Annotated in this window: 24 protein-coding genes; 11 read left to right on the top strand and 13 right to left on the bottom strand. The window is 71.9% G+C overall.

The window, feature by feature from the left end; all coding sequences use genetic code 11:
• Positions 1-181 precede the first annotated feature (181 nt).
• Entirely contained in the window at positions 182-883 is a 702-nt protein-coding gene (locus WMF36_RS08975) for an HNH endonuclease (RefSeq protein WP_437579199.1), read from the top strand.
• 61 nt (positions 884-944) lie between these two features.
• Here WMF36_RS08975 and WMF36_RS08970 read toward each other — a convergent pair whose 3' ends face one another.
• Positions 945-1,412 (bottom strand): hypothetical protein, encoded by a 468-nt coding sequence (locus WMF36_RS08970; protein ID WP_437579198.1) that lies wholly within the window; start codon positions 1,410-1,412, stop codon positions 945-947.
• A gap of 95 nt (positions 1,413-1,507) precedes the next feature.
• Between WMF36_RS08970 and WMF36_RS08965 the strand changes: the two genes are divergently transcribed.
• The gene (locus WMF36_RS08965; protein WP_437579197.1) at positions 1,508-2,185 is read left to right on the top strand and encodes an AgmX/PglI C-terminal domain-containing protein; all 678 of its coding nucleotides are present in this window, start codon (positions 1,508-1,510) and stop codon (positions 2,183-2,185) included.
• 28 nt (positions 2,186-2,213) lie between these two features.
• Positions 2,214-3,824 (top strand): hypothetical protein, encoded by a 1,611-nt coding sequence (locus tag WMF36_RS08960; RefSeq protein ID WP_437579196.1) that lies wholly within the window; start codon positions 2,214-2,216, stop codon positions 3,822-3,824.
• Between the two features lie 376 nt (positions 3,825-4,200).
• Here WMF36_RS08960 and WMF36_RS08955 read toward each other — a convergent pair whose 3' ends face one another.
• Positions 4,201-4,581 (bottom strand): histone H1, encoded by a 381-nt coding sequence (locus tag WMF36_RS08955; RefSeq protein WP_437488484.1) that lies wholly within the window; start codon positions 4,579-4,581, stop codon positions 4,201-4,203.
• Between the two features lie 477 nt (positions 4,582-5,058).
• Between WMF36_RS08955 and WMF36_RS08950 the strand changes: the two genes are divergently transcribed.
• From WMF36_RS08950 to WMF36_RS08940, 3 genes are all read left to right on the top strand, one after another.
• Complete coding sequence (locus WMF36_RS08950) at positions 5,059-5,883, top strand: OmpA family protein (protein WP_437579195.1); 825 nt, start codon at positions 5,059-5,061, stop codon at positions 5,881-5,883.
• 10 nt (positions 5,884-5,893) lie between these two features.
• Positions 5,894-6,829 (top strand): Ppx/GppA phosphatase family protein, encoded by a 936-nt coding sequence (locus tag WMF36_RS08945; protein ID WP_437579194.1) that lies wholly within the window; start codon positions 5,894-5,896, stop codon positions 6,827-6,829.
• A 622-nt stretch (positions 6,830-7,451) separates the two neighbouring features.
• The gene (locus WMF36_RS08940) at positions 7,452-7,958 is read left to right on the top strand and encodes a CarD family transcriptional regulator (protein WP_012234339.1); all 507 of its coding nucleotides are present in this window, start codon (positions 7,452-7,454) and stop codon (positions 7,956-7,958) included.
• 148 nt (positions 7,959-8,106) lie between these two features.
• On the opposite strand, the gene WMF36_RS08935 is transcribed toward WMF36_RS08940, so the two are convergent.
• Complete coding sequence (locus WMF36_RS08935) at positions 8,107-8,622, bottom strand: hypothetical protein (RefSeq protein ID WP_437579193.1); 516 nt, start codon at positions 8,620-8,622, stop codon at positions 8,107-8,109.
• Positions 8,623-8,730: 108 nt separating this feature from the next.
• The gene (locus WMF36_RS08930) at positions 8,731-9,249 is read right to left on the bottom strand and encodes a tRNA (cytidine(34)-2'-O)-methyltransferase (RefSeq protein ID WP_437579192.1); all 519 of its coding nucleotides are present in this window, start codon (positions 9,247-9,249) and stop codon (positions 8,731-8,733) included.
• 278 nt (positions 9,250-9,527) lie between these two features.
• Between WMF36_RS08930 and WMF36_RS08925 the strand changes: the two genes are divergently transcribed.
• Positions 9,528-10,592 carry a hypothetical protein gene (locus WMF36_RS08925; RefSeq protein ID WP_437579191.1) on the top strand — a complete coding sequence of 355 codons (1,065 nt, stop codon included), beginning with the start codon at positions 9,528-9,530 and terminating at the stop codon, positions 10,590-10,592.
• A 113-nt stretch (positions 10,593-10,705) separates the two neighbouring features.
• On the opposite strand, the gene WMF36_RS08920 is transcribed toward WMF36_RS08925, so the two are convergent.
• From WMF36_RS08920 to WMF36_RS08910, 3 genes are read right to left on the bottom strand one after another with little or no spacing between them, the layout of a single operon-like run.
• Positions 10,706-11,125, bottom strand: a complete 420-nt coding sequence (locus WMF36_RS08920; protein WP_437579190.1) for a hypothetical protein — start codon at positions 11,123-11,125, stop codon at positions 10,706-10,708.
• Entirely contained in the window at positions 11,122-11,964 is an 843-nt protein-coding gene (gene rnc, locus WMF36_RS08915; RefSeq protein WP_437579189.1) for a ribonuclease III, read from the bottom strand. The genes WMF36_RS08920 and rnc overlap by 4 nt, the downstream gene beginning before the upstream one ends.
• Positions 11,965-11,972: 8 nt before the next feature.
• On the bottom strand, positions 11,973-12,266 hold the full coding sequence (locus WMF36_RS08910) for a 4a-hydroxytetrahydrobiopterin dehydratase (protein WP_437488463.1): 294 nt from the start codon (positions 12,264-12,266) through the stop codon (positions 11,973-11,975).
• Positions 12,267-12,380: 114 nt separating this feature from the next.
• On the opposite strand from WMF36_RS08910, the gene WMF36_RS08905 reads away from it, so the two are divergent.
• A complete protein-coding gene (locus WMF36_RS08905; protein ID WP_437579188.1) occupies positions 12,381-13,010 on the top strand; it encodes a hypothetical protein in 630 nt (209 codons plus the stop codon).
• 211 nt (positions 13,011-13,221) lie between these two features.
• On the top strand, positions 13,222-14,028 hold the full coding sequence (locus WMF36_RS08900) for a hypothetical protein (protein ID WP_437579187.1): 807 nt from the start codon (positions 13,222-13,224) through the stop codon (positions 14,026-14,028).
• A gap of 69 nt (positions 14,029-14,097) precedes the next feature.
• On the opposite strand, the gene WMF36_RS08895 is transcribed toward WMF36_RS08900, so the two are convergent.
• The 4 genes from WMF36_RS08895 to WMF36_RS08880 form a co-directional block, all read right to left on the bottom strand.
• A complete protein-coding gene (locus WMF36_RS08895; RefSeq protein ID WP_437579186.1) occupies positions 14,098-15,132 on the bottom strand; it encodes a peptidyl-prolyl cis-trans isomerase in 1,035 nt (344 codons plus the stop codon).
• A 33-nt stretch (positions 15,133-15,165) separates the two neighbouring features.
• Positions 15,166-15,624 (bottom strand): hypothetical protein, encoded by a 459-nt coding sequence (locus WMF36_RS08890; RefSeq protein ID WP_437579185.1) that lies wholly within the window; start codon positions 15,622-15,624, stop codon positions 15,166-15,168.
• 223 nt (positions 15,625-15,847) lie between these two features.
• Positions 15,848-17,158, bottom strand: a complete 1,311-nt coding sequence (locus WMF36_RS08885; RefSeq protein ID WP_437579184.1) for a metallopeptidase family protein — start codon at positions 17,156-17,158, stop codon at positions 15,848-15,850.
• Between the two features lie 145 nt (positions 17,159-17,303).
• Positions 17,304-18,437, bottom strand: coding sequence for a hypothetical protein (locus tag WMF36_RS08880; protein WP_437579183.1), 1,134 nt, complete (start codon positions 18,435-18,437; stop codon positions 17,304-17,306).
• Positions 18,438-18,564: 127 nt separating this feature from the next.
• Here WMF36_RS08880 and WMF36_RS08875 point away from each other — a divergent pair, with 127 nt between their 5' ends.
• Positions 18,565-19,947 (top strand): sigma-54-dependent transcriptional regulator, encoded by a 1,383-nt coding sequence (locus WMF36_RS08875; RefSeq protein ID WP_437579182.1) that lies wholly within the window; start codon positions 18,565-18,567, stop codon positions 19,945-19,947.
• A gap of 142 nt (positions 19,948-20,089) precedes the next feature.
• On the opposite strand, the gene WMF36_RS08870 is transcribed toward WMF36_RS08875, so the two are convergent.
• Positions 20,090-22,903 (bottom strand): tetratricopeptide repeat protein, encoded by a 2,814-nt coding sequence (locus tag WMF36_RS08870; protein ID WP_437579181.1) that lies wholly within the window; start codon positions 22,901-22,903, stop codon positions 20,090-20,092.
• A gap of 210 nt (positions 22,904-23,113) precedes the next feature.
• Here WMF36_RS08870 and WMF36_RS08865 point away from each other — a divergent pair, with 210 nt between their 5' ends.
• Positions 23,114-23,929, top strand: coding sequence for an SDR family oxidoreductase (locus WMF36_RS08865; RefSeq protein WP_437579180.1), 816 nt, complete (start codon positions 23,114-23,116; stop codon positions 23,927-23,929).
• A 67-nt stretch (positions 23,930-23,996) separates the two neighbouring features.
• On the opposite strand, the gene hemH is transcribed toward WMF36_RS08865, so the two are convergent.
• Positions 23,997-24,899: a ferrochelatase gene (gene hemH / locus WMF36_RS08860; protein ID WP_437579179.1), complete on the bottom strand. Its 903-nt coding sequence runs from the start codon at positions 24,897-24,899 to the stop codon at positions 23,997-23,999.
• Positions 24,900-24,946: the final 47 nt, after the last annotated feature.

Below are 24,946 nucleotides of genomic sequence, written 5' to 3'. Positions count from 1 at the left end.
GCGCGAGGCGCCCCCCCGGCCCGCAAGGCACGGGCGCCGGCCTCCAGGCCCCGTGCGGGCCGCGGGGCCTGGAGACGGCGCCCGAGCGTCGGCGGAGCGGGCGCGGTGCTCGAGGCGAGGCCCCGAGGCGCGCGCGGCGTGGCGGCGGAGTTCCAGCAGAATTTCCGCGGTGCAGCACCGGATGTTCAAGGGAGCTTTCGTTGCTACACTCCCCAGCGTGCCGGACGGGGTAGCTACAGTCCCGGGGGGCTCTCCTCACGAGGAGCTCGATCTCGGCGACGGGTCTTCAGGGTTTCACCGCGAGCGCAGGACCGAGCCGCTCGCTCTTCCCGTCCTCGTGGTGAACCGCTTCTTCCAGCCTGTGCAGATCACGACGGCGCGTCGTGCTTTCCTGCTGCTCTTCGGCGGCGCCGCTCTCGCCATCGATGAGCTCGGCGAGCTCCACGATTTCTCGACCTGGCGAAGCTTGCCGGTGCGGGACAAGGACGACGGCCTCCCTGTGGTCGGCGGCTCGCTCCGCGTGCCGCGCGTCCTGCACCTCCGCCGCTACGAGCGCATGCGGCGCCCGACGATCCGGCTCACGCGAAAGAACGTGATGCTGCGCGACGCGCACCAGTGCCAGTACTGCGCGCGCCGCCCGCCCGTCCGCGATCTCAACATCGACCACGTGCTCCCTCGGTCGCGCGGCGGTGAGGATTCCTGGGAGAACCTCGTGACCGCCTGCCGCACGTGCAACCTCCGCAAGGGCTGGCGCACGCCGGACGAGGCCAGCATGCGGCTCATCCGTCAGCCGCTGCCGCCGCGGTGGTCGGCGACCATGCAGATCCTGCTCGGCTTGCCGCACTCGTTCGACGAGTGGAACCCCTTCCTCAAGGCCGGCTGACCGCCCCCGCGCGGGCCTCGCCGCGACGGCCGACGGAGGCTGGCGCCGACGAGGCGATCCGTCACGGGATCACGGTGAGTCGCCCCTGCTCATCGCAGGTGGCGACCCCTCTCCACCCCTCTTCGGTGCAGAGGAAGAAATCGATGCAGCCGGTCCAGCACGCGGCATCCGCGCATGTCTCGGCGGCTTCCGCCGGGCAATCCGGCTGCTGCAGCGCGGGCGTGCAGCCCCGCGCCTCGCCGCTGCGGTCGAGCGTCACGCTCTCGCACGCGCCGTCCGTTCCGCCGCCCGCGCCCGCGTCCAGCGGAGGATCGCCCGGTCGATCGCAGCGGGCGACCTCCGTCCAGGCGCCATCGAGGCAATCGTGGAGGGCGCGGCAAGCCGCGTCGTCGCAGCTCCCCCCTCGGCCGATCGGGCACCCTCCCTGGGGGATCTCCCCGCACAGCTGCGGCTCGGCGATGGGATCGCAGCCTGCCGGTGCAGCGGCGGCGATGGCGGCGCCAGCGATGAATGACAGCGGAATCTTCAAGGCGGCCGTGAGGAGACCTCGGATTGCCGGCGCGCGGGGGAGAAAAACACAAGGCGCCTCGCCTCCGCTCATCCGAACCGTTTAGTATGCGCGCCATGCGTCCCTGCGCCACTGCCAGCGCCGTGTTCACCGGAGTCCTCCTCGCCGCGACGCTGTCGCTGTCCGGCGCCTGCTCGAGCGGCACCGCGCCGCCCTCGCCGCCGGACAGCGCGTCGCTCGGCGCATCGCCTGCGCCGGCATCGCAGCCGGCCACCGCCGCAGACCCGGGCGTCGCAGACCCGGGCGCCGCGGCCCCGGGCGCCACCGACCCGGGCGCTGCCGCGCCGGCGCAGCCGGACAAGCCAGCGGCTCGTAAGAAGGCGCCCGAGACGGTCGAGGACTGCAAGGTGATCGCCTCCGAGATCACGAACGAGCCGCCCGAGGGCGGCGTCGTGATGAACAACGCGATGACCTCCGCCGACGCGGGCTCGAGCGATCGCCTGCAGCCGCTCGTCGACGCGATCAAGGCGAGGCGTGACGGCTTTCGCTGCTGCTTCGATCTCTACGCCCGCAAGCACCCGGGCGCGCAGGGCAGGGTCACGTGGCAGCTCAAGCTGAAGCCCGACGGCACCTTCGAGGAGGCGACCATCGTGCGCGACAAGAGCGACGTGACCGCGCCGCAGGTCGAGTCCTGCATGGCGGAGCTCGCGAAGTCGACCACCTGGGCGCGGTCGCCGAGCGGCAAGGAGACCGTGCTGACCTACCCTTTCGACTTCAAGCGACGCAACTACTAGCAGCGCGCCGCCGCCGAGGAGCACGTCTGTGTCGAGCGACGCTTCGGGGATCCTGCGCGGCTCGGGCTACCCCGGCCGCAACGCCTACGCCGAGCTGCTCCGCGACACGCGCGGCCTGCGGCGGGAGCAGCAGCAAGCCCGCGAGGCGTGGTTCGCGCGCCTCGCGGCCGACAAGAAGGACGAGACGCTCTTCGAGCTCGAGATCCTCCTGAAGGGCGTCGCCTGTTTCGCGAACCCGCGGAACCACCCCGGCGCCGGGCAGCGCCAGACGATCGTCAGCCACGACTTCCACGAGCACCTCCAGCACGCGCGCGACGGCATGGCGCGCGTGGTCCAGCTGACGCGCGCCATGCTCGGCGATCGCGACCGCGCCTTCGTCTTCCAGCGCTACCTGGAGACGGTGATGCCGGAGGACACCGCGCGCACGCGGCTCCTGCACGCGACGATGGCGCAGGAGTCGCCCGAGTCCAGCCTCTTCGTGCTGCGGCACGGGTTCACGAACCTCATCGAGGTCGCGGGCGGGCTTCTCCGGCTGCCGCGGATCAGCTTCAGGCTCTTCTACGCCCACCTCGCGACAGCGATGCGCGAGATCGCCCAGAGCACGTTCTTCAACCCGCTCCACGCGCTCGAGTTTCGCCCGGAGTTCGATCGCATCGCGTCGACGCAGGTGCTCGAGCTGATCCATCGCGTGCCCGGCGAGCAGGCGCACCGCCTCGTGGCGCTCACGTTTCTCGCGCTGTTCAGGATGCTCCGGTACCTCCGGCTGCTCGACGCCATCGCGCTCGATCACTCGGATCACCGTGTCGCCGGTCGCGGGTACCTCGTGCTCGCGGTCTTGCGCAGCGACGCCCGCGCGCTCTCGAACTACCTCCGGCGCCGCGCGGGCGCGCTGCTCGCGGACAGCTACGAGCGCGATCTCCTGCGCGTGCCCGCCAGCGACATCGTCGCGCGCCACGACGAGCTCGCCGCCGAGGGCCACCGCCTGCTCTCCACGAAGGCCGCCCTGACCGGGCTCGCCGCGAACCTGCGGCTCGAGATGCGCCGCGCCTTCGAGCACGACCTGCCGCCCGCCGACGCGCTGGTGAGCGAGTCCGAGTACCGCGTCCGCCTCCGCGCCGTCGCGCACGGCCTCCGCCCCGCGCTGCAGAACGCGATCCTGTTCATCGGCAGGTCGCTCGGCGCGAAGCTCGAGGAGGGCCGCGTCTTCGACGATCAGGCCGCGCGGCGGTCGACGAGCGATCGCCTCCGGCGCGACGTGTGGATGTTCGCCCAGATCGCGCGCGCGTTCGCGAGCAAGGCGCGCACCACCGGCCCGGCGCCCGATCGATGGACGGGCATCGCGAGCTTCGCGTTCGTCCGCGAGTTTCTCTCGTACTTCCGGGCGATGGGCTACCCGCTGCTCAGGGTGGGCGACTATCCTCGCGTCGACGCGTTCATCTCGGCGATGACGGCGCTCGAGGAGAGCGACCTGCTCGATCCACAGCGGCTCGACGCCGCCATCCGCGAATGCGAGGCGTTCTTCGAGTTCCTGATGAAGCTCTTCGAGCAGATCTCGAAGCGCGAGGATCTCGCCGGCGTCCCGTTCGATCGCAAGGGCGCCACGCGCGCGCTCCGGCTCTACCTCGGCGAGCGCACCTGAGCGCGCGCCGAGCGCATCTGGCGGCGCCGCGCCGCCGCTCAATCACCGAGAGCTCGACCGCCGCCCGCGGCACCTGAAGGCCTCGCCGCAGTCCGCGCCGGGCGGGACACGCGCGCGTTGCACGCCGGTCCAGCTCCGCGCCGAGCGGTGGGCAGCGAGCTGCGCTCGCCGCGTCGATGCCGGTCGCCGCGATCGCGGGCGGCGGTGCATCGCGGGGACATCGTCCACACCGCGCGCCCGACCGCCTGGCTCGGCGCCGGATCCGCGGCGTCATCACCCCCCGAGCATTTTATATGACGGATTGTCTCGTCGCGGCCGGTGGGCCCGCGCGCGGCGCCTCGAGCTGTTGAGAAACGCGAGGCGCGCCTTCTGCGCCTTATTCCGACTCGTCGGACGGCCCGGCGCTCGCGGGAGCGGGCGCCGGCGTGCTCTTGCGCGTGCCGCGGGTGCTCGCGCCCTTGGCCGGAGCTCGCTTGGCAGCGGCGCGTCCGCCTCGGGGCGCGGCCGCCTTCTTCGGAGCGGCCGCGCGCTTGCCGGCGGCCTTCGCCTTGCGCTTCGGAGCGGCCTTCTTGGCGGCGGGCTTCTTGGCGGCCGCGCGCTTCGGGGTCTTCTTGGCGGCGGCGCGCTTCGGGGCGGCCTTCTTCGCTGCCTTCCGCGCCGGCTTCTTTGCGACCTTCCCGGCCTTCGCGGCGGCCGGCTTCTTGGCCGACTTCGTCACCTTCTTCGCAGGCTTCTTCGCGGTCTTCTTAGCAGCCATTGGAAATCCTCCTGCATTCGCCCCGGCACGGCGGACATCGCCCAACGTCGTCGCCGCTACAATTTACTCACCGAGGCAACAGATGTTGCACGACGTATATTGCCACGCATGGTGATGGTCAAGGAAAATCTTGCAGGGCCTAAACCGATGTATCCCATGTGTTCCAGGCAAACTGGTCCGCAAGCGTTGCGAGGGTAAACGCCGGATCAGGCCATGGTGAAAACAACCAGACCGCACTGGACAACAGATTTTCGTTGACAATCTACAAAACGTCTGTTTTGGCCCTCCGCGCTCCTTCCCGGCGATCGCGCGCCCGCACGGCGCGGCGATCAGCGCCTGAGAGCTCATGGTCGCACGGAGCACCAGCGTTGCGCAGGCTCTAGAGAGCCTTGTGCGGCGCCATTCGCCTCGCTACGGTCGCGCCGCCTGCGCGGCGCCCCTCATGGCCGAGCGCCGCGCGGCTCTAGGAGGAAAGGTATGTTGGTTCGTCGCTCGACGTCGTGGGTGCTCCTGGGCGCAACGCTCCTCGCCGGCTCGGGGGCGCTCGGATGCGGCTACTCGGAGGAGGAGATGCAGGCGAAGGTCCGTGAGATCGAGGGCCTGAAGACCCAGCTGAGCGCCGAGCAGGCGCAGAACAAGAAAGCCAAGAGCGAGATCGACGAGGCGGCCGCCCGGATCGAGCAGCTCAAGTCCCAGCTCAAGGCCGCGGGCGTCGACATCTCCAACCTGAACGCGAACCTCGAGCAGCAGGCCCGGGCGCTCGAGGACTTCCGCCGCCGCGCCCAGCAGCTCGAGGACATCAAGAAGCGCTTCGAGGTCCTGCGGGACAAGCTCCAGGCCCTCACGAAGCTCGGGCTCAACGTGACCGTCCGCAACAACCGGATGGTCATCCAGCTGCCCGGCGACGTCCTCTTCGACTCGGGCCGGGAGACGCTGAAGAAGGAGGGCCTCGACATCCTGCTCAAGGTGGCCGAGGTCATCCGCAACGACGCCGGGCTGTCGACGCGCTCGTTCCAGGTCGCCGGGCATACGGACAACGCGCCGCTCGCCGGCGGCCGCTTCAAGGACAACTGGGGGCTCAGCGTCATGCGCGCCCGCGAGGTGCTGGCGTTCCTGCTCCAGCCCCAGGACAAGGGCGGCGGCGGGCTCAAGCCCGAGCGGTGGAGCGCCTCGGGCTACGGCGACACCGATCCGGTGAAGGCCAACGACACCCCGGAGAACAAGCAGGCCAACCGGCGCTGCGAGCTCGTGGTGCTGCCGAACGTCGAGGAGATGCTCGACCTGAAGACGCTCACCCAGTGAGGCCTTGCGGATGAGCGTCGCGGCCATCGACATCGGGACCAACTCGGTCCTCCTGCTCATCGCCGAGCGCCGCGGGGGTGAGCTCGTCGCGCTCGTCGAGCGCGCGACCATCACCCGGCTCGGCCAGGGGGTCGACGCGGCGCGCGCGCTCGCGCCCGAGGCCGTGGAGCGGACGCTCGCTTGCCTCGCCCGGTACGGCGAGGAGCTCAGGTCGCTGGGGGTCGAGCGCGTGGACGCCGTCGGGACCAGCGCGATGCGCGACGCCGCCGGGGGGGAGGAGTTCATCGCCCGCGCCCGCGGGCTCATCGGCGTCGCGCCGCGCGTCATCTCCGGGCCGGAGGAGGCGGAGCTCACGTACGCCGGCGCGCTGACGGGGCTCGACCTGCCGGCCCAGGGGCCCAGGATCGTGTTCGACGTGGGCGGCGGCAGCACCGAGATCATCGTCGGCAGCGCCGGCGGGGCGGTGGAGGGGGCGGTGAGCCTCGACATCGGGAGCGTCCGGCTGACCGAGCGTCACATCCGGGCGGATCCGCCGGCCGGGGAGGAACTCGAGGCCGTCCGCGCGGACGCCCGGGCCGCCCTGGCGACGGTCCCCGCCGTGCCCCTGCTCGCCGCGCCCACCCTGGTCGGCGTCGCGGGGACGGTGACGACCCTCGCCGCGCTCGTGCGCGACGTCGTCCCCTACGACGGCGCTCGCGTGCACGGCGGCCGGGTATCCGGGGCGGAGGTCGTGGCCATCACGTCCCGTCTCGCCTCGCTGCCGCTCGCCGAGCGCAGGCAGCTGCCCGCCCTGGATCCGGCGCGCGCCGACGTCATCGTGGCGGGCAGCGTGCTCATCGAGGAGATCCTCGCGTGGGCCTCGCGGCTCGCCGGCGCGCCCGTCGATCTCATCGCCTCGGATCGCGGCGTCCGCTGGGGGTTGGCCGAGCGGCTCTGCACCGTCTGAGTCCCCTGGCTCGTTTGAAGCCTGGACGGATATAACTCCAGGCGCCGTTGTGTCCGCCACATTTTCGACCCATCCCACTCAGGTCAGGTCCGCCGCCTCTCCCGGAGAGGCCCGCTCTGCCCTAAGCTAGGCGGCGTCAGCCAGCGTGCATCCCCGCGGATGCCCCATCGGTACACCCTGTGACCCCGCCCGATCCTGAGCTAAAAACCAGAGCGATCACGCCACGATGGGTCAACCACGGGGATTTTCGTTGACGTATCTGGGCCGGCTCACTAGAGTGCGCGCGCCTGGCGCAAACCGGCCCTTTCTCAAGAGGGCCGTTCCCCCAACCTCAATCCCTTCCGCCCGGAACCGTCCGCTTCTACCGCCGCCGCTCAAGATTCCACTGTGCACGCCGGAGCACCGGCCCCTCGCGGGTCATGGCGGTGGTGCTCTCGCTTCGGCTTCTCGCACAGCGGTCTCGAGAGATGGCTCATGGCTCTTTTCTAGGAATGCGCGACGGTGTGTGTCGGTTCTGCGGGTCCAGGTTCAACCGCATGTTCAACGTACGCGTCCCGAAGAGGATTTCGGGAGGCAGACGAGAAAATAAAGAGACGGCGGGGTGGAAGGCAAAGGAGACGATATGCAGGCTCGTTCGGAGATCCAGTTCAAGGTGGGCGACAAAGCCGTCTACCCGGCCCAAGGCGTTGCCGAGGTGGTCAACATCGAGGAGAAGGACATCGCCGGGAATCGCCAGCGATTCTACGTTCTCCGCATCTTGGACACGGATCGAAAGATCATGGTTCCCGTCAGCAACGCGAGCGCGGTCGGCCTTCGCCAGGTCATTTCTGAACAGGAAATCCGGGAAATCTTCGACATCCTCCGCGAGCGCACCATCGCGTTCGACAACCAGACCTGGAACCGCCGCTACCGCGGTTTCATGGACAAGATCAAGACGGGCTCGATTTACGACGTCGCGGAGGTGCTCCGCGACCTCTACCGCCTGAAGACGGACAAGCAACTCTCGTTCGGTGAGCGCCGCATGCTCGACACCGCCCGGACGCTGATCGTCAAGGAGATCGCGATCGCCCGGGGCCAGACGGAAGAGCAGGTGAAGACCGAGATCGAGGCGATCTTTCTCGCCAACTGAGGCGTTACCTCATGGCTAGCGGCCCTGCGGCCGCTGCCGATGGAGGCCGGCACTGCCGGCCTCCGGGCTTTTGTGGACCCGAGATCCCATCCAGAGGGCTCGGGACGTCGCGCCTCGGTCCGCACCGCCGGTGGCGGAACGGGCGCGCTCAGAGATCGCTGCCTGGCCGCTTCTGGACGGGAGGGAGCGACGGCAGCGCAAGATCGACGCGCCACCCTGCGTCCTCGTAGACGCAAGGCACCTGAACGCGCTCGCCTGGGAGCAGGCCGGCGACGTCCACCAGGGCGTGGGCGCCGGCGATCTGGGCAATGTACCGCTGCGGCTCGAAGCGCAGGATGAAGCGGGACGGCGTGATCATCGCCTCGGGCGCGATCGCCTTGCCGGTCGCCGCGCTGTAGCGCTGCGCGCGCGCGGCCAGGTTGTCCCGAGCGCGCCGGGACAGGAGCTCGAAGGCGGCCTTGGCATCCACCGGGTCGCCATGCAGCTGCCGCAGGCGCGCGACGAGCTCCCGGACGGCGCCGTCGGGCGTGCCGTTCGGAGGCCGCCGGGTGCATCCGGCGGAGGCGAGCGCCGCGACCGAGAGCGCGACGGCCACGCCGACCCGAACGAAGCGCGCGGCAGCCCGTCCGCCGTCGTGTCGCGCGCGCTGCCGGTGCATGTTCATGTCCCCGTCCCTTAGAACGACGCCCCGCCGCAGTCCACCGCGCGCGGGCGCCTGGATCCACCGCGCGCGGGCGTCACCTCCGGCGTGACCTCGCCGCGGACCACGCGCTCACCCCGGCGCGGCGCCCGCGAGCGCGCCCACCTGACGGAGCGCCTCGTAGAGGACGATGGCCACCGCGTTGGCCAGGTTGAGAGAGCGCACCGGGCCCAGCGTGGGGATGCCGAACACGTCGTCGGGCATGCGGGCGAGGAGGTCGGGGTCGAGGCCCACGCTCTCCTTGCCGAAGACGAGGGCGTCGCCCGGCCGGAAGTCCGCGTCGAGGTAGCTCCGTTGCGCCACCGCGCTGAACAGGCGCAGCCGCGCGTTCGGGTGCCGGTGGCGGAAGTGGGCGATGTCAAGGTGCTGCTCGAGCGTGACCAGATGCCAGTAATCGAGCCCCGCGCGGCGGACGCTCCGCTCGTCGATGCGGAACCCCAGCCTCCCGAGCAGGTGCAAGGGGCTCTGCGTCGCAGCCGAGAGCCGCGCGATGTTGCCTGTGTTCTGCGGGATCTCCGGCTCGACCAGCACGATCCGGAACGGCGGATCGAGCGGCGCCGCGCGGAGCCGGGGGCGACCATCATTGAGCACGTCCTCTCTTTCCGCGACGCGCCCGCGCGCCGCAACCCCCGAGCGGGGGATCGCGCCTGCGACCTGGCTCGCCACCGCCGCCCGATCGGGTGCCGGCCCACGCGGCAGCGCGCAAAACGCGATCGGAACCGGCCGAGGTACCTCTGTTCGCTTGACGGCTGTACGAGCGGACACGTAGCCTCCCGCCTCGGAGACACGGAATGCGCGCATCGTGCTGGATCGCCTCGGCTATTACCCTCGCAGGGGTCGCGTCGTCCTCGCTGGCCGCCGCAGACTCCATGGACCCGGCGCTCGCGCGGCTCGTGCGCGACCCGGCTCAGGGCGCCGGTGCCGCGGCCGTTCCCTGCCGCCTCGTGGGGCCGGACCATGGCGTCTACTACAACCCCGCGTCGCGCTATCAGCGCTGCCAGACCGACGACGCGGCGTTCGCGAAGCTCATCGCGCAGTACGGCTTCGCGGTGGCGCCGTCGGCGATGCACTCGGCGCGGACCACGGGCTACGGCGGCTTCGAGATCGGCGTCGAGGCCGACTACACAAAGATTGACAGCGACGCGGACTACTGGCGGCGCGGCACGCAGGGACCGCAGGATCCGTCGAGCGGGAACTTCTCGATCGAGAACCGGAGCCCGGACTCCTTCCTGCAGCACTACTCCCTCAAGGTGCGCAAGGGCTTTCCGTTCGGGCTCGAGCTGACCGGCGCGGTCGGGTTCCTGGCCAACACCAGCATCGTGAGCGGGGGCGCCGACGTGCGCTGGGCGCTGTTCGAGGGGTTCCGCCGAGGGATCCCCGCAATCTTCCCGGAGTTCGCCGTCGGCGGCAGCGTCCGGACGGTCACCGGGACCGAGGAGTTCCAGTTGACGGTCGCCGGCTTCGACGCGCAGATCTCGAAGCCTCTGCCGATCGGCGGCACGGTCGTCGTCACCCCGTACGCGGGCTACCAGTGGATCCACATCTTCGGCGACTCGGGGCTGATCGATCTCACCCCGAACACCGACGCCGTGAACTACTGCAACTTCGGCGGGCTGAATTCGCCCGCGAACCCCGTGCGGGGACAGGACGGCGAAACGCTCCCCCACGACGGTCAGCCGGTTTGCGACGGCGGCTCCCAGGCCGACTTCAACAACACCGTCGTGTTCGACGCCGTGCGCATGACACGCCACCGGCTCCATTTCGGCGCGCAGCTGCGGTTCCAGATGGTCAAGCTCGGCGCGCACTTCATCACCGACGTCGTGAGCCCCGAGGACGCGAACCAGGGATCGACCCACGAGATCAACGGCGAGAACAAGTTCGCCGAGCTCGCGTCGCAGTGGACCCTGGCGCTCGATCTCGGCGCCGTGTTCTGAGGCCACGCACCGCCGGGACGCCTGGCAGGCGCTTCCGGCGCGGCGCCGCTCCCCCAGCGTAGGCCCGCCTCGACCGGCGCGGGCCGAGGGCCCGCGGGCGGAGCTCCACCGCCTCAGCGCTTCGAGCTCAGATCGGGCAGCGAATAGCCGAGCTCGGCGAGGAGCGCCCGGAACGCTCGGTCCTCGTTCCGCGCCACGGTCAGGTGTTCCATGAACTTCTTGAAGTTGCCCTGAGCGGCCGCGTCGGCCGCGCGCTCGCTGTTCTCGAGCACGAGCAGGAGATGCGGGTGCGCCCTGGAGACGGAGGCAGGGCACTCCATCTTGCTCGCCACCCGGGCGCGCGCCTCGGCGAGCGCGTGCACCACCATGATGAGCTCCTTGTCATGGGTGCGCGGCAACAGCATGTCGCCTTCCCTGCGCGCCTCGGCGAGGAGCAGGCTCGCCCTGTCCAGGTAGCTCCCGGCCCAGGCCGGCAACGCGACGAAGAGCGAGCAGAGCGCGAAGGTGAAGGCAAGAAACAGGTGACGGATCATCGACTGGGTCCTCGGTCGTTCACGGATTGCTCGGAGGATACCCCGCCGGCAGGCGGGGCACCCCTGCCCTCGGGCGTGCCTTGCAGCGCCTCGGCGGGCATCCGTTCATCGGATGCGGTCGCGAGCTCCGGCGCGGCGCACGCCACGAGCGCGGCGCGCGCGGCCGCCTGCTCCGCGAGCTTCTTCGACCGGCCCCGGCCGGTGCCGATGACCCTGCCATCGACCTCCACGGCGACGAGGAACGCGCGGTCATGGTCCGGCCCCTCCGTGCCCATCAGCCGGTAGCGCGGCGACGCCGCGCCGCGCGCCTGCACGCGCTCCTGCAGCTCGCTCTTCGCGTCGCGCCCGAGCATGCTGCCGCTCGCGAGCTGGGCGAGCGGGCTCGCGACGATCTTCCGGCTCAGCGCGCGGGCGCTCTCGAAGCCGCGATCGAGGTACAGGGCCGCGACGAGCGCCTCGGCGGCGTCGGCGAGCACGTTCGTCTGGTCGCGCTCCCCGGCGACCTCAGCGCCGCGTCCGACCCGGAGCGCCGCGCCGAGCTCGATCCCTCGCGCCCACGCCGCGAGCGCGTCCGTGTTGACAAGCGCCGAGCGCATCATCGAGAGCTCCCCCTCCCGCGCGCCTGGAAATCGCTCCATCAAGAGCTCCGTCACGCAGAGCCCGAGCACGGCGTCCCCCAGGAACTCGAGGCGCTGGTTGTCCACGCGCCGGCCGCCTCGCTGCTCGTTCGAGAAGCTCGGGTGCGTCAGCGCCTCCTCGAGGTGCGGCAGATCCCCCTCCAGCCCCAGATCCAGACGTTGCAGCAGCTCGCTCGGGAGCATCCCCAGCACCTTGCCCACGCGCGGAGTCAGCCCGCGCTCAGACGGTCGGTCAGCTCGGCCAGCTCTAGGTCGAGCGCCGTCAGACCGCCAGCGTCATGCGTGGACCACGCGACCCGCACCTTGCCCCACGACAGCTCGATGTCGGGGTGATGGTCGCGCCGCTCGGCCAGGAGGGCGACCCGCATCACGAAGCCCACGCTGGCCCCGTAATCCGGAAACGAGTAACTCCGCTCAATCCGCTCGCCCGCCTGCGCCCAGCCCGGGTGAGCAGCAACGAACCCGGCGATCTCATCGCCCGAGAGCCGATCACGCTTGCCCATGAGGCGCAACTATGAGCTAAGCCCCGCCCCGGTGGAACCCCGGAATGCGGACCCCAGCCCCGCGCGCGCCGCTCGACGCGCGCTCGCCCGCCGTGCGCTATACCTCCCGCCGCGATGACCGGGCTTTACGCCTGCCCCTTCTGCCGGGAGATGTTCGAGGCAAGAGAGGCCCCCACCTGCCCCGCCTGCGGCCTCCGGCTGGAGGCGCTCTCGAAGCTCCCCCCCTCCTACGACGCGCTCCACGAGGAGCCCGACGAGCCGCTTCCGCCGCACATGGAGCCGCTCCCATGGAGCTACGCCGGGCGCGGCAGGGGGGTCCTGCTCGCGCTCGCCGTCCTCGGCCTCGCGGCGTTCTTCTCGCCGTGGATCCACGAGACGGCCCCGGAGCTCCGCGACCTCAGCGGCTTCGAGCTCGCGCGCAGGCTCGGGTGGATGTGGGCCCCCGCGGTCGCGTTCTTCGTGATGATCCCGCTCGTGCTGACGCGGCGGTCGATCCACAAGATGCGCGGCGCCCGCGTGGCCGTCGCGTTCCTCGCCGCGGTCGCCCTCACGACCGTCGCGATGCGCCTGCTGTTCACGCCGGCCAGCACGCTGCTCCGTCCAGTCCGCTTCACGTGGGGCTACGGGCTCTACGCGACCGGGGCGATCGCGCTCCTCGCGCTGGTGACCGCAGCGCTCTTCGGAGGAAGGAGCGACGACCTCCCCACGGGAAGGCGGCGGCGGGGCGACGAGGTGCTGCACTGAGCTCGCAGAGCGCGCAGCGCATGTGAACCATGGCCGACCTCCAGCGTCGCGACGCTCTCCGCTCCGAGCGCGACGCCGATCCCGATCCGCGAGGATCACGCCGCGCAGCCAGGCAGGAAGAGCGTGCTCAGGGGCATCTCGGGTCGACAGGCCAGCTCGTGCGACGTAACCTTGGTGGGAGTAGCCTCTGCCCGCTCCTCGAAGGTGCGCAATGGCCAAAAGATCTGCCAGCGTACGCCGTGAGCTCGCGCGGGACGACGAGGTGTTCGACGTCCCCGCAGCGGTGCTCTGCGCGTGCTGCGGCCAGCCCGATTGCGCCGGGTGCTCCGCTGCAAGCGACGAGGGCTCGGGGGTCGTCGCGATCATCCCCTGGGAGCGCCCGATCGACGGGGTCTGGTCGCGGCTCTGGGCCACCTCGAAGGCGACCACGCTGGGGGCCGAGACGTTCTTCGCGGCGATCCCCGACGGCGCGATCTCGGCGGCCATGCGGTTCGCCCTGCTGGCGGAGACGCTCGCGATCCTCTCGATGATCGTCGCGCTCCTGCCCATCGCCGCGCTGGCGCTGCCGGGCCTGACGCTGGAGCTCGCCCGGAACCCGGCCGCGCGCGCGAGCGCCCTCCAGTGGCTCGCGCTCGGCGTCCCCGGCCTCACCGTGTGGATGGTGCTCGCGCACGCCTTGCACGGAGCCGCGCTCGACCTCGGCGCGCGCCGCCAAGGCGCGCGGCCAGAGCGACGGCGCGCGCTCCGCTTCGGGCTCTACGCGTGCGGCTGGGACCTCATGGCCGGCCCGCTCGGCGCGCTGGTCATGCTCGTCACCGGCGGCGTCAAGGGCGCCGAGCAGGCCCTGTCGGCCTCGCTCCGGGTGCCGGGCAAGGCCTCCACAGCGCTGCTCCTCGGCGTCTATGCGCTCCACCCCGGCGCCGCAGAGCGCGCTCGGCGCGCCGGAAGCCTCGCCGCGCTCGCGCTCACCATCGCCTCCGGCTTCGCCGCCATCGCGCTCGCCGTCGCCTTGAACTGACGCTCACCCCACGATCGACGGCGGTGATCCGGGGGCGTCGGCTCCGCCCTCCATGCGAGGTCGCCGTCCTCAGCGCATGTCGTTGCGCGGCACGGGCGAAGGCGGGGGCGCGCCCGGGCGGCGGCTGCTCGCGAGGGTGCCCGGGCGCTTCAGCGGCTGCAGATCGCCCGTCGAGGTGACGTCGAGGAGGTCGACGAGTTCGGGCGCGTGACCCGATACGTCCTGCGCCCGCAGGCGATCGAGGAGCTGCTTCAGCTGCGCCTCTGCCTTGCCATGCGCGAGGATCTGGCGGATCGACGGCGCTTCCTGCTCCAGCGAGCGGCTCACGGGCCTCCTGCTCTGCCGCCGCCACAGCACGGCGAAGCGATCGCCCTCCGGCACCGGCTCGGGCACGAGCTCCGCGTCCTTCACCCGGGCGACGGCCTCCAGGAGCCCCGGGGCGACCTTGAGCCCCGGCTCGGTCGTGGTGCCGTCGGACGTCACGAAGCCGAGATCGCCGCCGCGCATGCTGGTCGCCTTGTCGAGCGACTTCTCGCGCGCGATGTCCTTGAACCGCTGGGGCGACGGGTCCTTCTTGAGCTCGGCCAGGATCGCCTCGGCCTCCTCGCGCGTCGCGACGAGGATGCGCCAGAGCGCCACCATCGCCGGGGAGCTGAACTTGTCGCGGTGGGCCTCGTAGTAGGCGCGGATCTCCTCGTCCGTCACCGGGGAGCTCGAGGCCGCCTCCGCCTGGATCCGCTGCAGCAGCGCGGCGCGCAGGACGCCGCGGATGCGATCCTGCACGTCGGCGCGCTCGGTGAGCTTCTGCGCGGCGGCCCCCTGGACGAGGAGCAGCTCCCGCACGAGGACCTGACTCACGAAGTTCTTCCGGATCTCTTCCGGGGTACGCCCGAGGCTCTGGAGCTGAAACGGCGGGATCTGCGCGATCCTGCGCTCGACCTCCGGCGCCGTGATCACCCTGTCGCCGACGCGCGCCACCACCGCGTCGGCCGCGGCGCCGGCCGCTGGCTGGGCCTGCGCGCGGAGCGACAGGCCGGTCGACGCCGCGCACACGGCCGCCACGGCGGCCGCGGCGAGGGAGAGCTTCACCGTTCTCGCGCGCATCGGAGCGGGTTATCCCCGCGCCGGCGGGCAGGGTCAAGCCGCGCCGCGGCGCGCTGTCTCGGCGGACACGCCGCCCTGCGCTCCGCGCTCGCCGCTCCGCAGCACGCCCGCCTTCCGCAGGGCGTGCGCGTCGAGCCCGACGAACCGGTACACGTCCGCGGAGAAGCCGTAGGCGCGGTGGAGGTGCCGCAGGCCCTCGACGAGCTCGGCGGTCACCTCGACCGGGGGCGGCGGCGGGTATGCCTTGCGGATCGAGGCGAGCGGCTCGCCCAGCTCGAGGAGCTCCTCGACCCGCGACAGCACGTCGATCGGCTTGAGCGCCCGCTTGCCGCGCCGCGCGACGCCCTCGGCCAGCTCCGCGAGCAGGCGCCGGCGCCGGCGCTCGGTGCGGCCGTCCCCGGCGCGTCCGCCGCCGCCCAGGAGCAGCTCGTTGAACCGGCGCGCCGCACGGCGCTTCTCGACCGCATCGGGGCTTCCCCGGCGGTTCTGCACATCGCCATCCCGCTTGGCTGGACGGGGCGCTTTGGTGGACCCGGCCCTGACGGCCGGCGAGCTCTTCGTCTTCACGATCCTCGGCAGGAGCACAGCGGCGCGCGAGGAGCCGGTATTCCCCGGCACATCTTCGTGCTGCCCCCGCAGTATAAACAGCTCATCCCTCCGCTTCGAAGAAAGCGGCGAGCGCACGGCCGCGCTCGCGCCGCCCGGAGCGGGAGCGTCAGCCTCCGCCCTCACACCACGCGATGGCCGTCCCAACGGCCGCGATCAACCAGGCCGGCCACGTCGCGCGCGCGAAGCCGGCGAGGTCCGACAGGACGCCGCGCCGCGCGCGCCGCGCGGCTTCGGCGTGGCCGATCCGGCGCAGCTGCTCGCGCTCGATCTGCGCATGCTCCTCGTCGTCGACCGGATCGCTGCCGGCCAGGTGGTGCAGGTGGTGGATCACCTCGTGATCGATCGTCTCGGTGATCTCGGCGTCGACGTCGAACCCGGGGTCATCTCGGACTTCCGATCGAAACGTCCGGTAGAAGATCCGGATCTCCGGAGGGCGGGCGATCCCGAGCTCGTCCGCGGGCGTCCCGGGCGTGTAGCAGCCGAGCAGCGGCTCGCCTCCGTCGTCGCAGGCCGGCACCCCCGCATCGATGAAGAGATCGATGTTCCGCACGCCGCGGGCCTTGTAGATGCGCTCGGCCGCCGCGCGAACGCGCGCCTCGAAGGCGTCGAGATCCGGGAAGGCGCCCGCGCTCCCCGCCCCGGCGCCGGGCTCCGCGGCATCGTCCGCGCCTGCGTCGGGAGCGCGGAGCGGCGCGCGCGCGAGCTCGCGCTCGAGAGGCACATCGAGATCGTTGCGGGCGCCGCAGCCCTGGCAGCGGTGGACCGCGACGAGCCGCGCGGGGTAACGCGCCTCGTGGTAGAGGTCGACGATCGCCGCCCACGCCTCGTCCGGAGCCCTGACGAGCGCGTCGGCGATCACCGGGGCGCGCCGCTCGCGGCCGAGCGCCGCGATCCCCATGGCCACGACCAGCGACGGCGTGATGCGGAGCGCGCCCTCGCCGGACAGGCGCAGCAGCGGCATCGCCTCCTCGACGGTCCGCTCGGCGAACCGCACGCCGCGGCAGACGGCGCGACCCACGCGCAACGCCGGGATCGGGTGCACCACGTCGAAACCGAACGGGCGATCGAGCTCGGGGTCATCGAGCTCGCCGTCGGTGAAGGGCCCGATCTCGAGCAGGCTCGACGGGGCGACCTCGAACGGGGCGCCGCAGTTCTCGCAGGTGTACGCGCCCGGCTCCTCGGGGACGACGCCGGCCGACGCGAGGAGCGCGCGCAGGACATGGGCGTCGGCGAGCGGCAGGTCGAGCGGATCCAGCGGCGCGCCGCGCGCGTCGGCCAGGACCGACGGGCCCGCGAGGACCTGCACGTCGCGCGCGCACCTGCCGACGGAGGAACGCTCGTCGCCGCCGCGTCCGCCGGGAGCGCCGAAGACGGTCTCGGCCTGGGCGCGCGCGGCGGCGTCCGACAGGTGCGCCACAGTGCCGGAGGGGAGGTGAACCTGAGCGGGGAGCCGGTGTTGCGCGGACCTCTGCATCGCTCGGCGGCCTATAAAGAAACGCGAGCGCGCCTTCCAGCACGGCGCGGCCTCGTCTGGCCTGGTGCTCCGCCGCGGGCAGCTGTCGTCAGGGGTCCTCGGTCACCGGCGAGCCGCCGGAGGCGCCCTCGTCGGTCGGAGCGGGCGAGCCCCACGCTTCGCGCCCCCTGTCGGCGCCGGGACCCCTGTCGGCGCCGGAGGGCTCGCGCGCCGCGCGGCCGCCGTCGATTCCGGCGGCGCTGGCGAGCTCGGCTGCGACCGCGGCGGAGAGCGAGCCTCCGGTGAGCGGAGACGCTCCCGCCACGACGGACACGGGCGACGGCTCCGACGACAAGCGATCGCGGCGGCGACCTCGACCGAGCACCGGCGCACGCTCGCCGTCGCCGGCCGGATCCGGCGCGGCGGCGCCCACGCGATGCACGGTGGCGCGGAGCTGCATGCGCCCGAGCGACAGGCTCGCCGCGCTGGCGGGCGGCACGCTCGACGAGGGCTCCGCGCTCACCGGGATGCCCTTCCCGAAATCGAGATAACGGGTGATGGCCAGGGCGTAGATGAGCTTGCGCACGGTCGGCTCCGGCGCGATCCCGGACCGGACGAGCGCCGCGAGCGAGGGCGTGGCGCTGCTCTGGAGCACGTCGAGCACGGCGAGCTCGCTCTCGCCGAAACCGAAGCGACCCGGCTCGAGGGCGGGGTGCAGGCGGAGGGGCACCGACCCGATCCGCTCCAGGGTCCGCTCTAGCCGCGTCGAGCGCTCGCCGTGGTCGCGCAGCCCTGCCCAGAGGAGCGCGAGCGGATCGACCTTCGCCGGATCGCCCCCCCAGTCGGCGAGCACGTCGAGGCCGTTGAAGTAGCGGTACTTCGTCTCCGGAGGCAGGTCGAAGAGGCGCACCATCCGCCGCACGAACTGGACCTGGGCGAGCCAGTCGATGGTCGGGGCGTCGAGGCACCCCGACAGCAGCAGCACGTCGCCCAGGAGGCCCCTGGTCGCGAGCGCGTCCCTCAGGATCTCCGCGGAGATCACCCCCTCCTCGAGCAGGATCTCTCCGAGCCGGGCGTAGTCGTCGCTCGGACGGAGCTTGACCGGGGACCCCCGGACGATCCGCAGGGTGTGCTCGGCGCCCGTGGGCTCCAGCAGGATGAGCGCGCCGGTCAGCCGATGATCGACGGCATAGACGAAGAGGTGAGCGAACGGCGTCCGCTCCAGATCTCCTTCCGCCGTCACGGGACCGTCGGCAGACATTCTACGCCAAGGTACCATAGCGCACGCGCGCCGGAGCCCATTTCTCCACGCCGGACGGCGGAGGCGCGGCGGGCGTCGGCCACGGCGGTTCCGCGCTACGGTGGCAAGCATGCCGCGCGGACATGTGCTGGTGCTCGACGACGAGCGGGCGATCTTGACGACACTCCAGAAGGCCCTGTCGCTCGAGGGCTACACGGTCGACGTCGCCGGCGGCGTCGGGGTGGCCGAGGAGAAGCTCGCGAAGCGGAGCTATGACATCGCGCTCTTCGACGTCTCGCTGCCCGACGGCGACGGCGTAGAGCTGCTCAAGCGGATACGCGCTGCGGGCTCGGAGCTGCCGGTCGTGATGATGAGCGGCCACGCGACCGTCGACGCCGCCGTCCGCGCGACGCGGCTCGGCGCGATCGACTTCCTGGAGAAGCCGCTGTCGACCGATCGGCTGCTGCTCGTGCTCGAGAACACCCTGCGCCTCATCCGCGCCGAGGCCGAGGCGAAGGCGCTCCGGACGCAGACCGGCCAGGTGGGCGAGCTCATCGGGGAGAGCCGCGCGATGCTCGATCTGCGCGAGCAGATCGCGCGCGCGGCGAAGGCGACCGCGACGGTGTTCGTGACGGGCGAGCGCGGCACCGGGAAGGAGCTCGTCGCGCGCGCGATCCACGGCGCGTCGAAGCGGGCGCGCGGACCGCTGGAGAAGATGAACTGCGCCGCGGTCCCGAGCGAGCTCATCGAGAGCGAGATGTTCGGCCACGAGGCGGGGGCGTTCACGGGCGCGACGAAGCAGCGACGAGGGAAGTTCGAGCGCGCGAGCGGCGGAACGCTGTTCCTCGACGAGGTCGGGGACATGCCGCTCGCGATGCAGGCGAAGCTGCTCAGGGTGCTGCAGGAGCGCGAGATCGAGCGCGTGGGCGGGAACGAGACGCTCAAGGTCGACGTGCGCGTGGTGGCGGCGACGAACCGCGACATCGAGGCCGCGTGCCGCGAGGGGCAGTTCCGGCCGGACCTCCACGACCGGCTGAACGTGCTGCCGCTGTCGCTGCCGCCGCTCCGGGCGCGGCGCGAGGACGTGCCGCAGCTCGCGCGGCATTTCCTCGCGATCGCGACGCAGGCGAACGATCGGCCCGGGATGGCGTTCACGGAGGGCGGGATGAGGATGCTCGTCGCCTACAGCTTCCCGGGGAACGTGCGGGAGCTGCGCAACATCATCGAGCGGCTGGTGATCCTGACGCCCGATGAGACGATCGACGAGGGCGACGTGAAGGTCTGCCTCGGAGGGCAGCAGGCCGCGATGAAGGGCGGAATCTTCCGGCCGGGGGTGCCGTTCCGGGTGCTCGCGGAGGAGGCGGAGCGGACCATCCTGGAGGAGGCGCTCGTCCATCACGGAGGGCAGATGGCCGCGACGGCGCGGGGGCTCGGGCTCGAGCGGAGCCACCTCTACAAGAAGTGCAAGGCGCTCGGGTTGCGCGGGGACAAGGCAGAGGCCGAGGACGAGTAGCCCTGGCGGCTACACGGCAGACGAGATCGTTTCCGGTCCGCCGAGGGCAGCCAGCTGCCTCCCCCAGACCGTTTCCGGTCCCCCGAGGGCAGCCAGCTGCCCCCCAGGTCTCGACGGCGCGACGGCCGCGCTGTCGATCACCTCAGTCCGGCATCGCCCGCGGCGCGGGCGGCGACGCGCCCCTCATCGCCTTCTGATACTCCAGCGCCTGCTTCGCGTAGTCGTCCCGCTTCATCTTCGCGTACGCCTTGGCGAGCTCCCCGTAGATCTCGGCCGCGTCCCCGGCCTTCGGCCCGGACAGGAGCGCGCTGTTCAGCTCGTAGACCGCCGAGACATGCCGCCCCGTGCGCGCCAGCGCTCGCGCATAGAGCCGGTGGATCTCCGGGTTCGCCACGTCGACGTAGATCGCGCTCTCGCCGACCTTGCGCGCCTCCTCCCACGCGCCGCGCTCCACGAGCAGCCGGAGGAGCCGACGCCAGACCCGGCGATCGTGCTGATCGAGGAGCGCGAGCCGGCGCAGCGCCGAGAGCTCGCCCGCCGCGTCCTTCTGCCGGCGCGCGAGGTCGCAGAGGCCCTGGAGCGGCTCGGCCTGCGTGGGATCCAGGCGCGACGCCGCCTCGAGGTTCGCCTTCATCCTCGCCGCGTCCTTCTTCAGCTCGGCGAGATCGGCCAGCTTCATCCGCACGACGTAGCCGTCGTGGCCGTCGGCGATCATCTTGCTCAGCAGCCTCGCCGCCTCGTCGGGCTTCTTCTCGGCGAACGCCGCGCGCACCTTGAGGTAGCTCGCGTCGGGCTGCTTCGGGTCCACCCGGAGCGCCTCGGCGAGCACCGCCTCCGCCTCCTGTCGCTGCCCGTCCTTCTCCAGCGCCAGCGCGAGCTCGACGAGCCGCTTCGCGTCCTTCGGCGCGCGCGCCGCTGCCTTGCGCGCCTCGTCGAGCGGCGGCGCCTGCAGGTCGGGGACGTACTGCTTCTCGTAGCGCTCGAGGCGGGGCTTCAGCCACGCGCGGAAGCGCCGATCCAGCTCCTCGGCGCCGATGCCGAGCGACTCCTTCACGACGTCGGGCGTCCGCTTGCCCGCGGCCCACCGGGGCAGCATCGACACGACCTTCGGGAAGCCGAACTCCTCGACCATGAAGACCACGATCTGGCTCGCCGCGAAGTAGGCCATCGTCACGTCCTCGATGTCGTCGACGTGCGTGAAGGCCCGGTTGAACCCCTCGACCCCCGGGATCCTCCCGCCCTTCAGGGCGGCGAACAGCGCCGGATCCTCCTCGCGGTGCCACTCCGGCCGCCGCACGATCGTCTCGTACTCGCTGAGCCCCTCGGTGAACCAGCGCGGGACGTGGTTCTTCGAGAGCTGGATCGCGAAGACGTGCCCGAGCTCGTGCCACAGCACGTTCCCCCAGTTGAACTCCGCCGCCGCCGGGCTCAGCGCGGCGAGCGTCTGGCCGAAGCAGACGCCCTGGATGCCCACGTTGGGCAGGCCGCTCGTCCTGACGCTGAAGTTCTCCGTCGACGCGTAGAGCTCGATCGAGACCGGCACCTTCGGCGTGAAGCCGTAGCGCTTCACCATCGAGCCCCAGGCCTCCTCGAGCATCCGCGGCACGTACCGCTCCAGGATCGCCCGCTCTTGCTTGTGGTAGCGGACGCGGAACGTCTGTCCCTCCACGGTCACATACTGGGTAGCGATGTCCTTCTCGAAGAGGTTCAGCGTGTTGAAGACCCGCACGTTGAAGCGGTCCTTGTCCCACGCCTTCTGGAGCGCCTGGAGGCCGCCCTTCTCGTCGCCGGCGCGGATCAGGTTCAGCCCGAGCGTGGCGTACGCCTTCGCGTCGTTCGGATCGACCTGCGCCGCCTCCCCCATCATCTTGACGATGTCGTCGTAGCGGTGCTCCCACTCCGCGAACTCGCCGACGATCTGGAAGAACCGCGAGAACTCCGGGTTCAGGCCGAGCACCTTCGCCTTGAGGGCCTCGAAGCCGGCCGCGTCGTCGGCGAGGAAGCGGCCCGCCGCCTTGATCGAGAGCAGCTCCAGGTCGCTCGGGTTCACCTTGAGCCCGCGGTCCGCGGCGGCGTCCGCGGCGCCGATGTCCATGTCGCGAAGCGCGAGCCCGGCGCGCACGAAATAGGCCTGCGCGAGGTTCGGGTTCACCGAGAGCGCCTGCGCGATCTCGCTGTCGGCGCCGCCGAAGTCCAGCGCGCTGTCGAGCTTAACCCGCGCCATCGCGACGCGGGCCACCGGGTCCTTCGGGGCGAGCTTGAGCGCCTCCTTCAGCACCTGCCCGGCGTGGCCGGGGTCGTACTTGTCGAGGAACAGCTCGGCCCGCCAGAGCAACGTCTCGACCCGCTGCTTGCCCCCGACCTTCTCGGCCGCGTTGAACGCGTCGTTCGCGTCGCGCGCGCTCCGGAGCAGGTGCGCCGCGCGCCCGACCAGGGACAGCCCCTCCGCGTCGTCCGCGGTGATCTTGTCGTCGTTGTAGTCGTCGATGATCGTCATCAGCGGCGCGCGCGCCTCGCCGCGCTTGCCCGATCGGATCAGGAGCTCGCCGAGCAGGAGCCGCGCGCGGCGGGCCTCGTCCTCCCGCTCGACCTCGCGCGCCGCCGCGATCGCCTCGGCCATCTTCCCGCGGCGCGCGAGCGCCTCGGCCCGGAGCGGCGCGGCGGCGATCCTCGCCTCCTTGCCGAGCGCGGCGGCCGCCTTCGCCGTCTTCGCCGCGTCGTCGTAACGGCCGGTGAGCAGCTCGATCCGCGCCTTCGTGAGCAGCGCCCCGGCGCGCTCCGTCCCGCCCTGGAGGGCGAGGACGACCTTCTCGGCGCCCGCGTAGTCGCCTTGCGCGAGGAGCGCCTCCGCGCGCGCGAGCGAGGAAGGCGGCTCGGCGGACGCAGGAGCCTGGGCCGCGCAGGCGGCGGCAACGAGGAGAGCGGCGAGAGAGCGGCGGATCGAGTGGCTTCGCATGGGACCCCGTGCACAACCGTGCGCCATCGTTCGCAGTCGGATGAACCCGCACGTAACCGTGCGGGTTCACTCGGAGTTGGCTGCTGGAAAGGCGGCGCCCGGTCGAGCCGGGCAAGGCCATCCTAGCCGAGAGGAGGAGGGCCGAGCATGAGCGAGCGGCCGAGGGCGCGCCAGGGCTCGCTCCCGCGCGATCGTGGTATGCGGGGAACCATGGCAAGCAGGCTCGCAGGGCAGGTCGTTCTGATCACGGGCGCGTCGTCGGGCATCGGCGAGGCGCTCGCGCGGGAGGTCGCCCGGCGCGGCGGCCGGGTCGTCCTCGCGGCGCGGCGGACCGAGCGACTCGAGGCGCTCGCGAGCGAGGTCCGGGCGTCCGGCGGCGAGGCGATCGCGGCCCAGTGCGACGTCACGCGCGACGGCGACGTGGAGCGCGCCGTCGAGCAGGCGCGCGTGGCGTTCGGGCGCCTCGACATCGCCATCGCGAACGCCGGGTTCGGCGTGACGGGCCGCGTCGAGGACCTCTCGCTCGACGACTTCCGACGGCAGCTCGAGACGAACGTCTTCGGCGCGCTGCGCACCGTGAAGGCCGCGCTGCCGGAGCTCAAGCGATCGCGCGGCGGCGTCGCGCTCATCGGCAGCGCGAGCGGCTACGTCGCGTTCCCCACGATGGGCGCCTACACCATGAGCAAGTTCGCGGTGCGCGCCCTCGCCGAGACACTGCGCGGCGAGCTCCACGCCGAGGGCGTGGCGGTCACGCACATCGCGCCGGGGTTCATCGAGAGCGAAATCCGTCGTATCGACAACGCGGGCAAGCTCCGCGACGGCGCCCCGGAGCCGGTGCCGCGCTGGCTCGTCATGCCGACGAAGGCGGCGGCACGGCAGATCATGGACGCCATCGTCGCGCGCCGCGCCGAGGCGATCGTCACCGGCCACGCGAAGCTCGGGGTGTCCCTCGCGAGGCACGCCCCCGGGCTGCTCAACGCGGCCATCGCGAGGCTCCCGCGCAGGAGCAGAAGCGCAGGCCGCTGAAACGCGGCCGTCGCGAGGCTCCCGCGCAGGAGCAGAGGCGCAGGCCGCTGAGCCGGCGCAGGCCCGCCTACGGCGCGGCCGTCCCGAGCTCGCGCCGGACGAGCGCCTCCAGGGCGTCGATGAAGCGCGGCCGCGCGTTCACGGCCGGCGCCCGCTCCAGGCGAGCGAGGCCTGCGTCCCGCGCGACGACGTGCGCCTCCACGTCGAGATCGTAGAGGGTCTCGACGTGATCCGCGACGAAGCCGATCGGCGCGATGAGCGCCTCGCGCGCGCCGCGCGCGGCGAGCGCCTCGAACGTCGACCGGAGATCCGGGCCGAGCCAGGCGTCACCGGTCATGCCCTGGCTCTGGAAGGCGACGAGCACCGGGTTGCCCCGGGAGGCGACGCGGCGCTCCACCTCGGCGGCCATCGCGCGGAACTGGCGCTCGTACGGATCGCCCGCGGAGAGGATCCGCTGCGGCAGGCTGTGGGCCGAGAGGATCACCGCCACCTTCGCCCGGCTCTCCTCGGGGAAGCGCGCGAGCGCCTCGTCGATCACCTCGACGAAGGCGTCGATCAGCGCCGACTCGAGCCCCCACGCCGGCACGCACCGGACCTCCATGCCGCCTTGCCTGGCGGCCGCGTCGCGGACCACGGCGTGGTAGACGTCGACGGACTGCGGCGCGAGCGGCAGCGAGATGATGCGCCGCACGCCGCTTCCGTGGAGCGATCCGAGCACCTCCTCGGGATACGGGTGCCAGAGACGCCCCGCGATCGCGACCGGGAGACCGAGCCGCGCGGCGAGCGCGTCCGCCTGGGCCTGCGTGAGGCGCAGCAGCGGCGAGCCGCCGATCCTCTGGAAGCGGCGCCGCACCTCCTCGATCAGCTCCGGCGGGGCCGGCCGGCCGCGGCGGATGTTGGAGAGGAACGCGGGCAGATCGTCGAGCCGCTCGACGGTGCCGTGGCAGCTGAGGAGGACGGCGGTGGTCACGGCGGCACTCTACATCGCCTCCGAGAGCGAGCAGCGCCAACGTCGCA

Origin of the sequence: Sorangium sp. So ce887, from assembly GCF_051521455.1 — a bacterium.
GTDB lineage: Bacteria > Myxococcota_A > Polyangia > Polyangiales > Polyangiaceae > Sorangium.
Note: the sequence above shows the minus strand (reverse complement) of the source record. Positions and strands in the feature narration are given on the sequence as shown.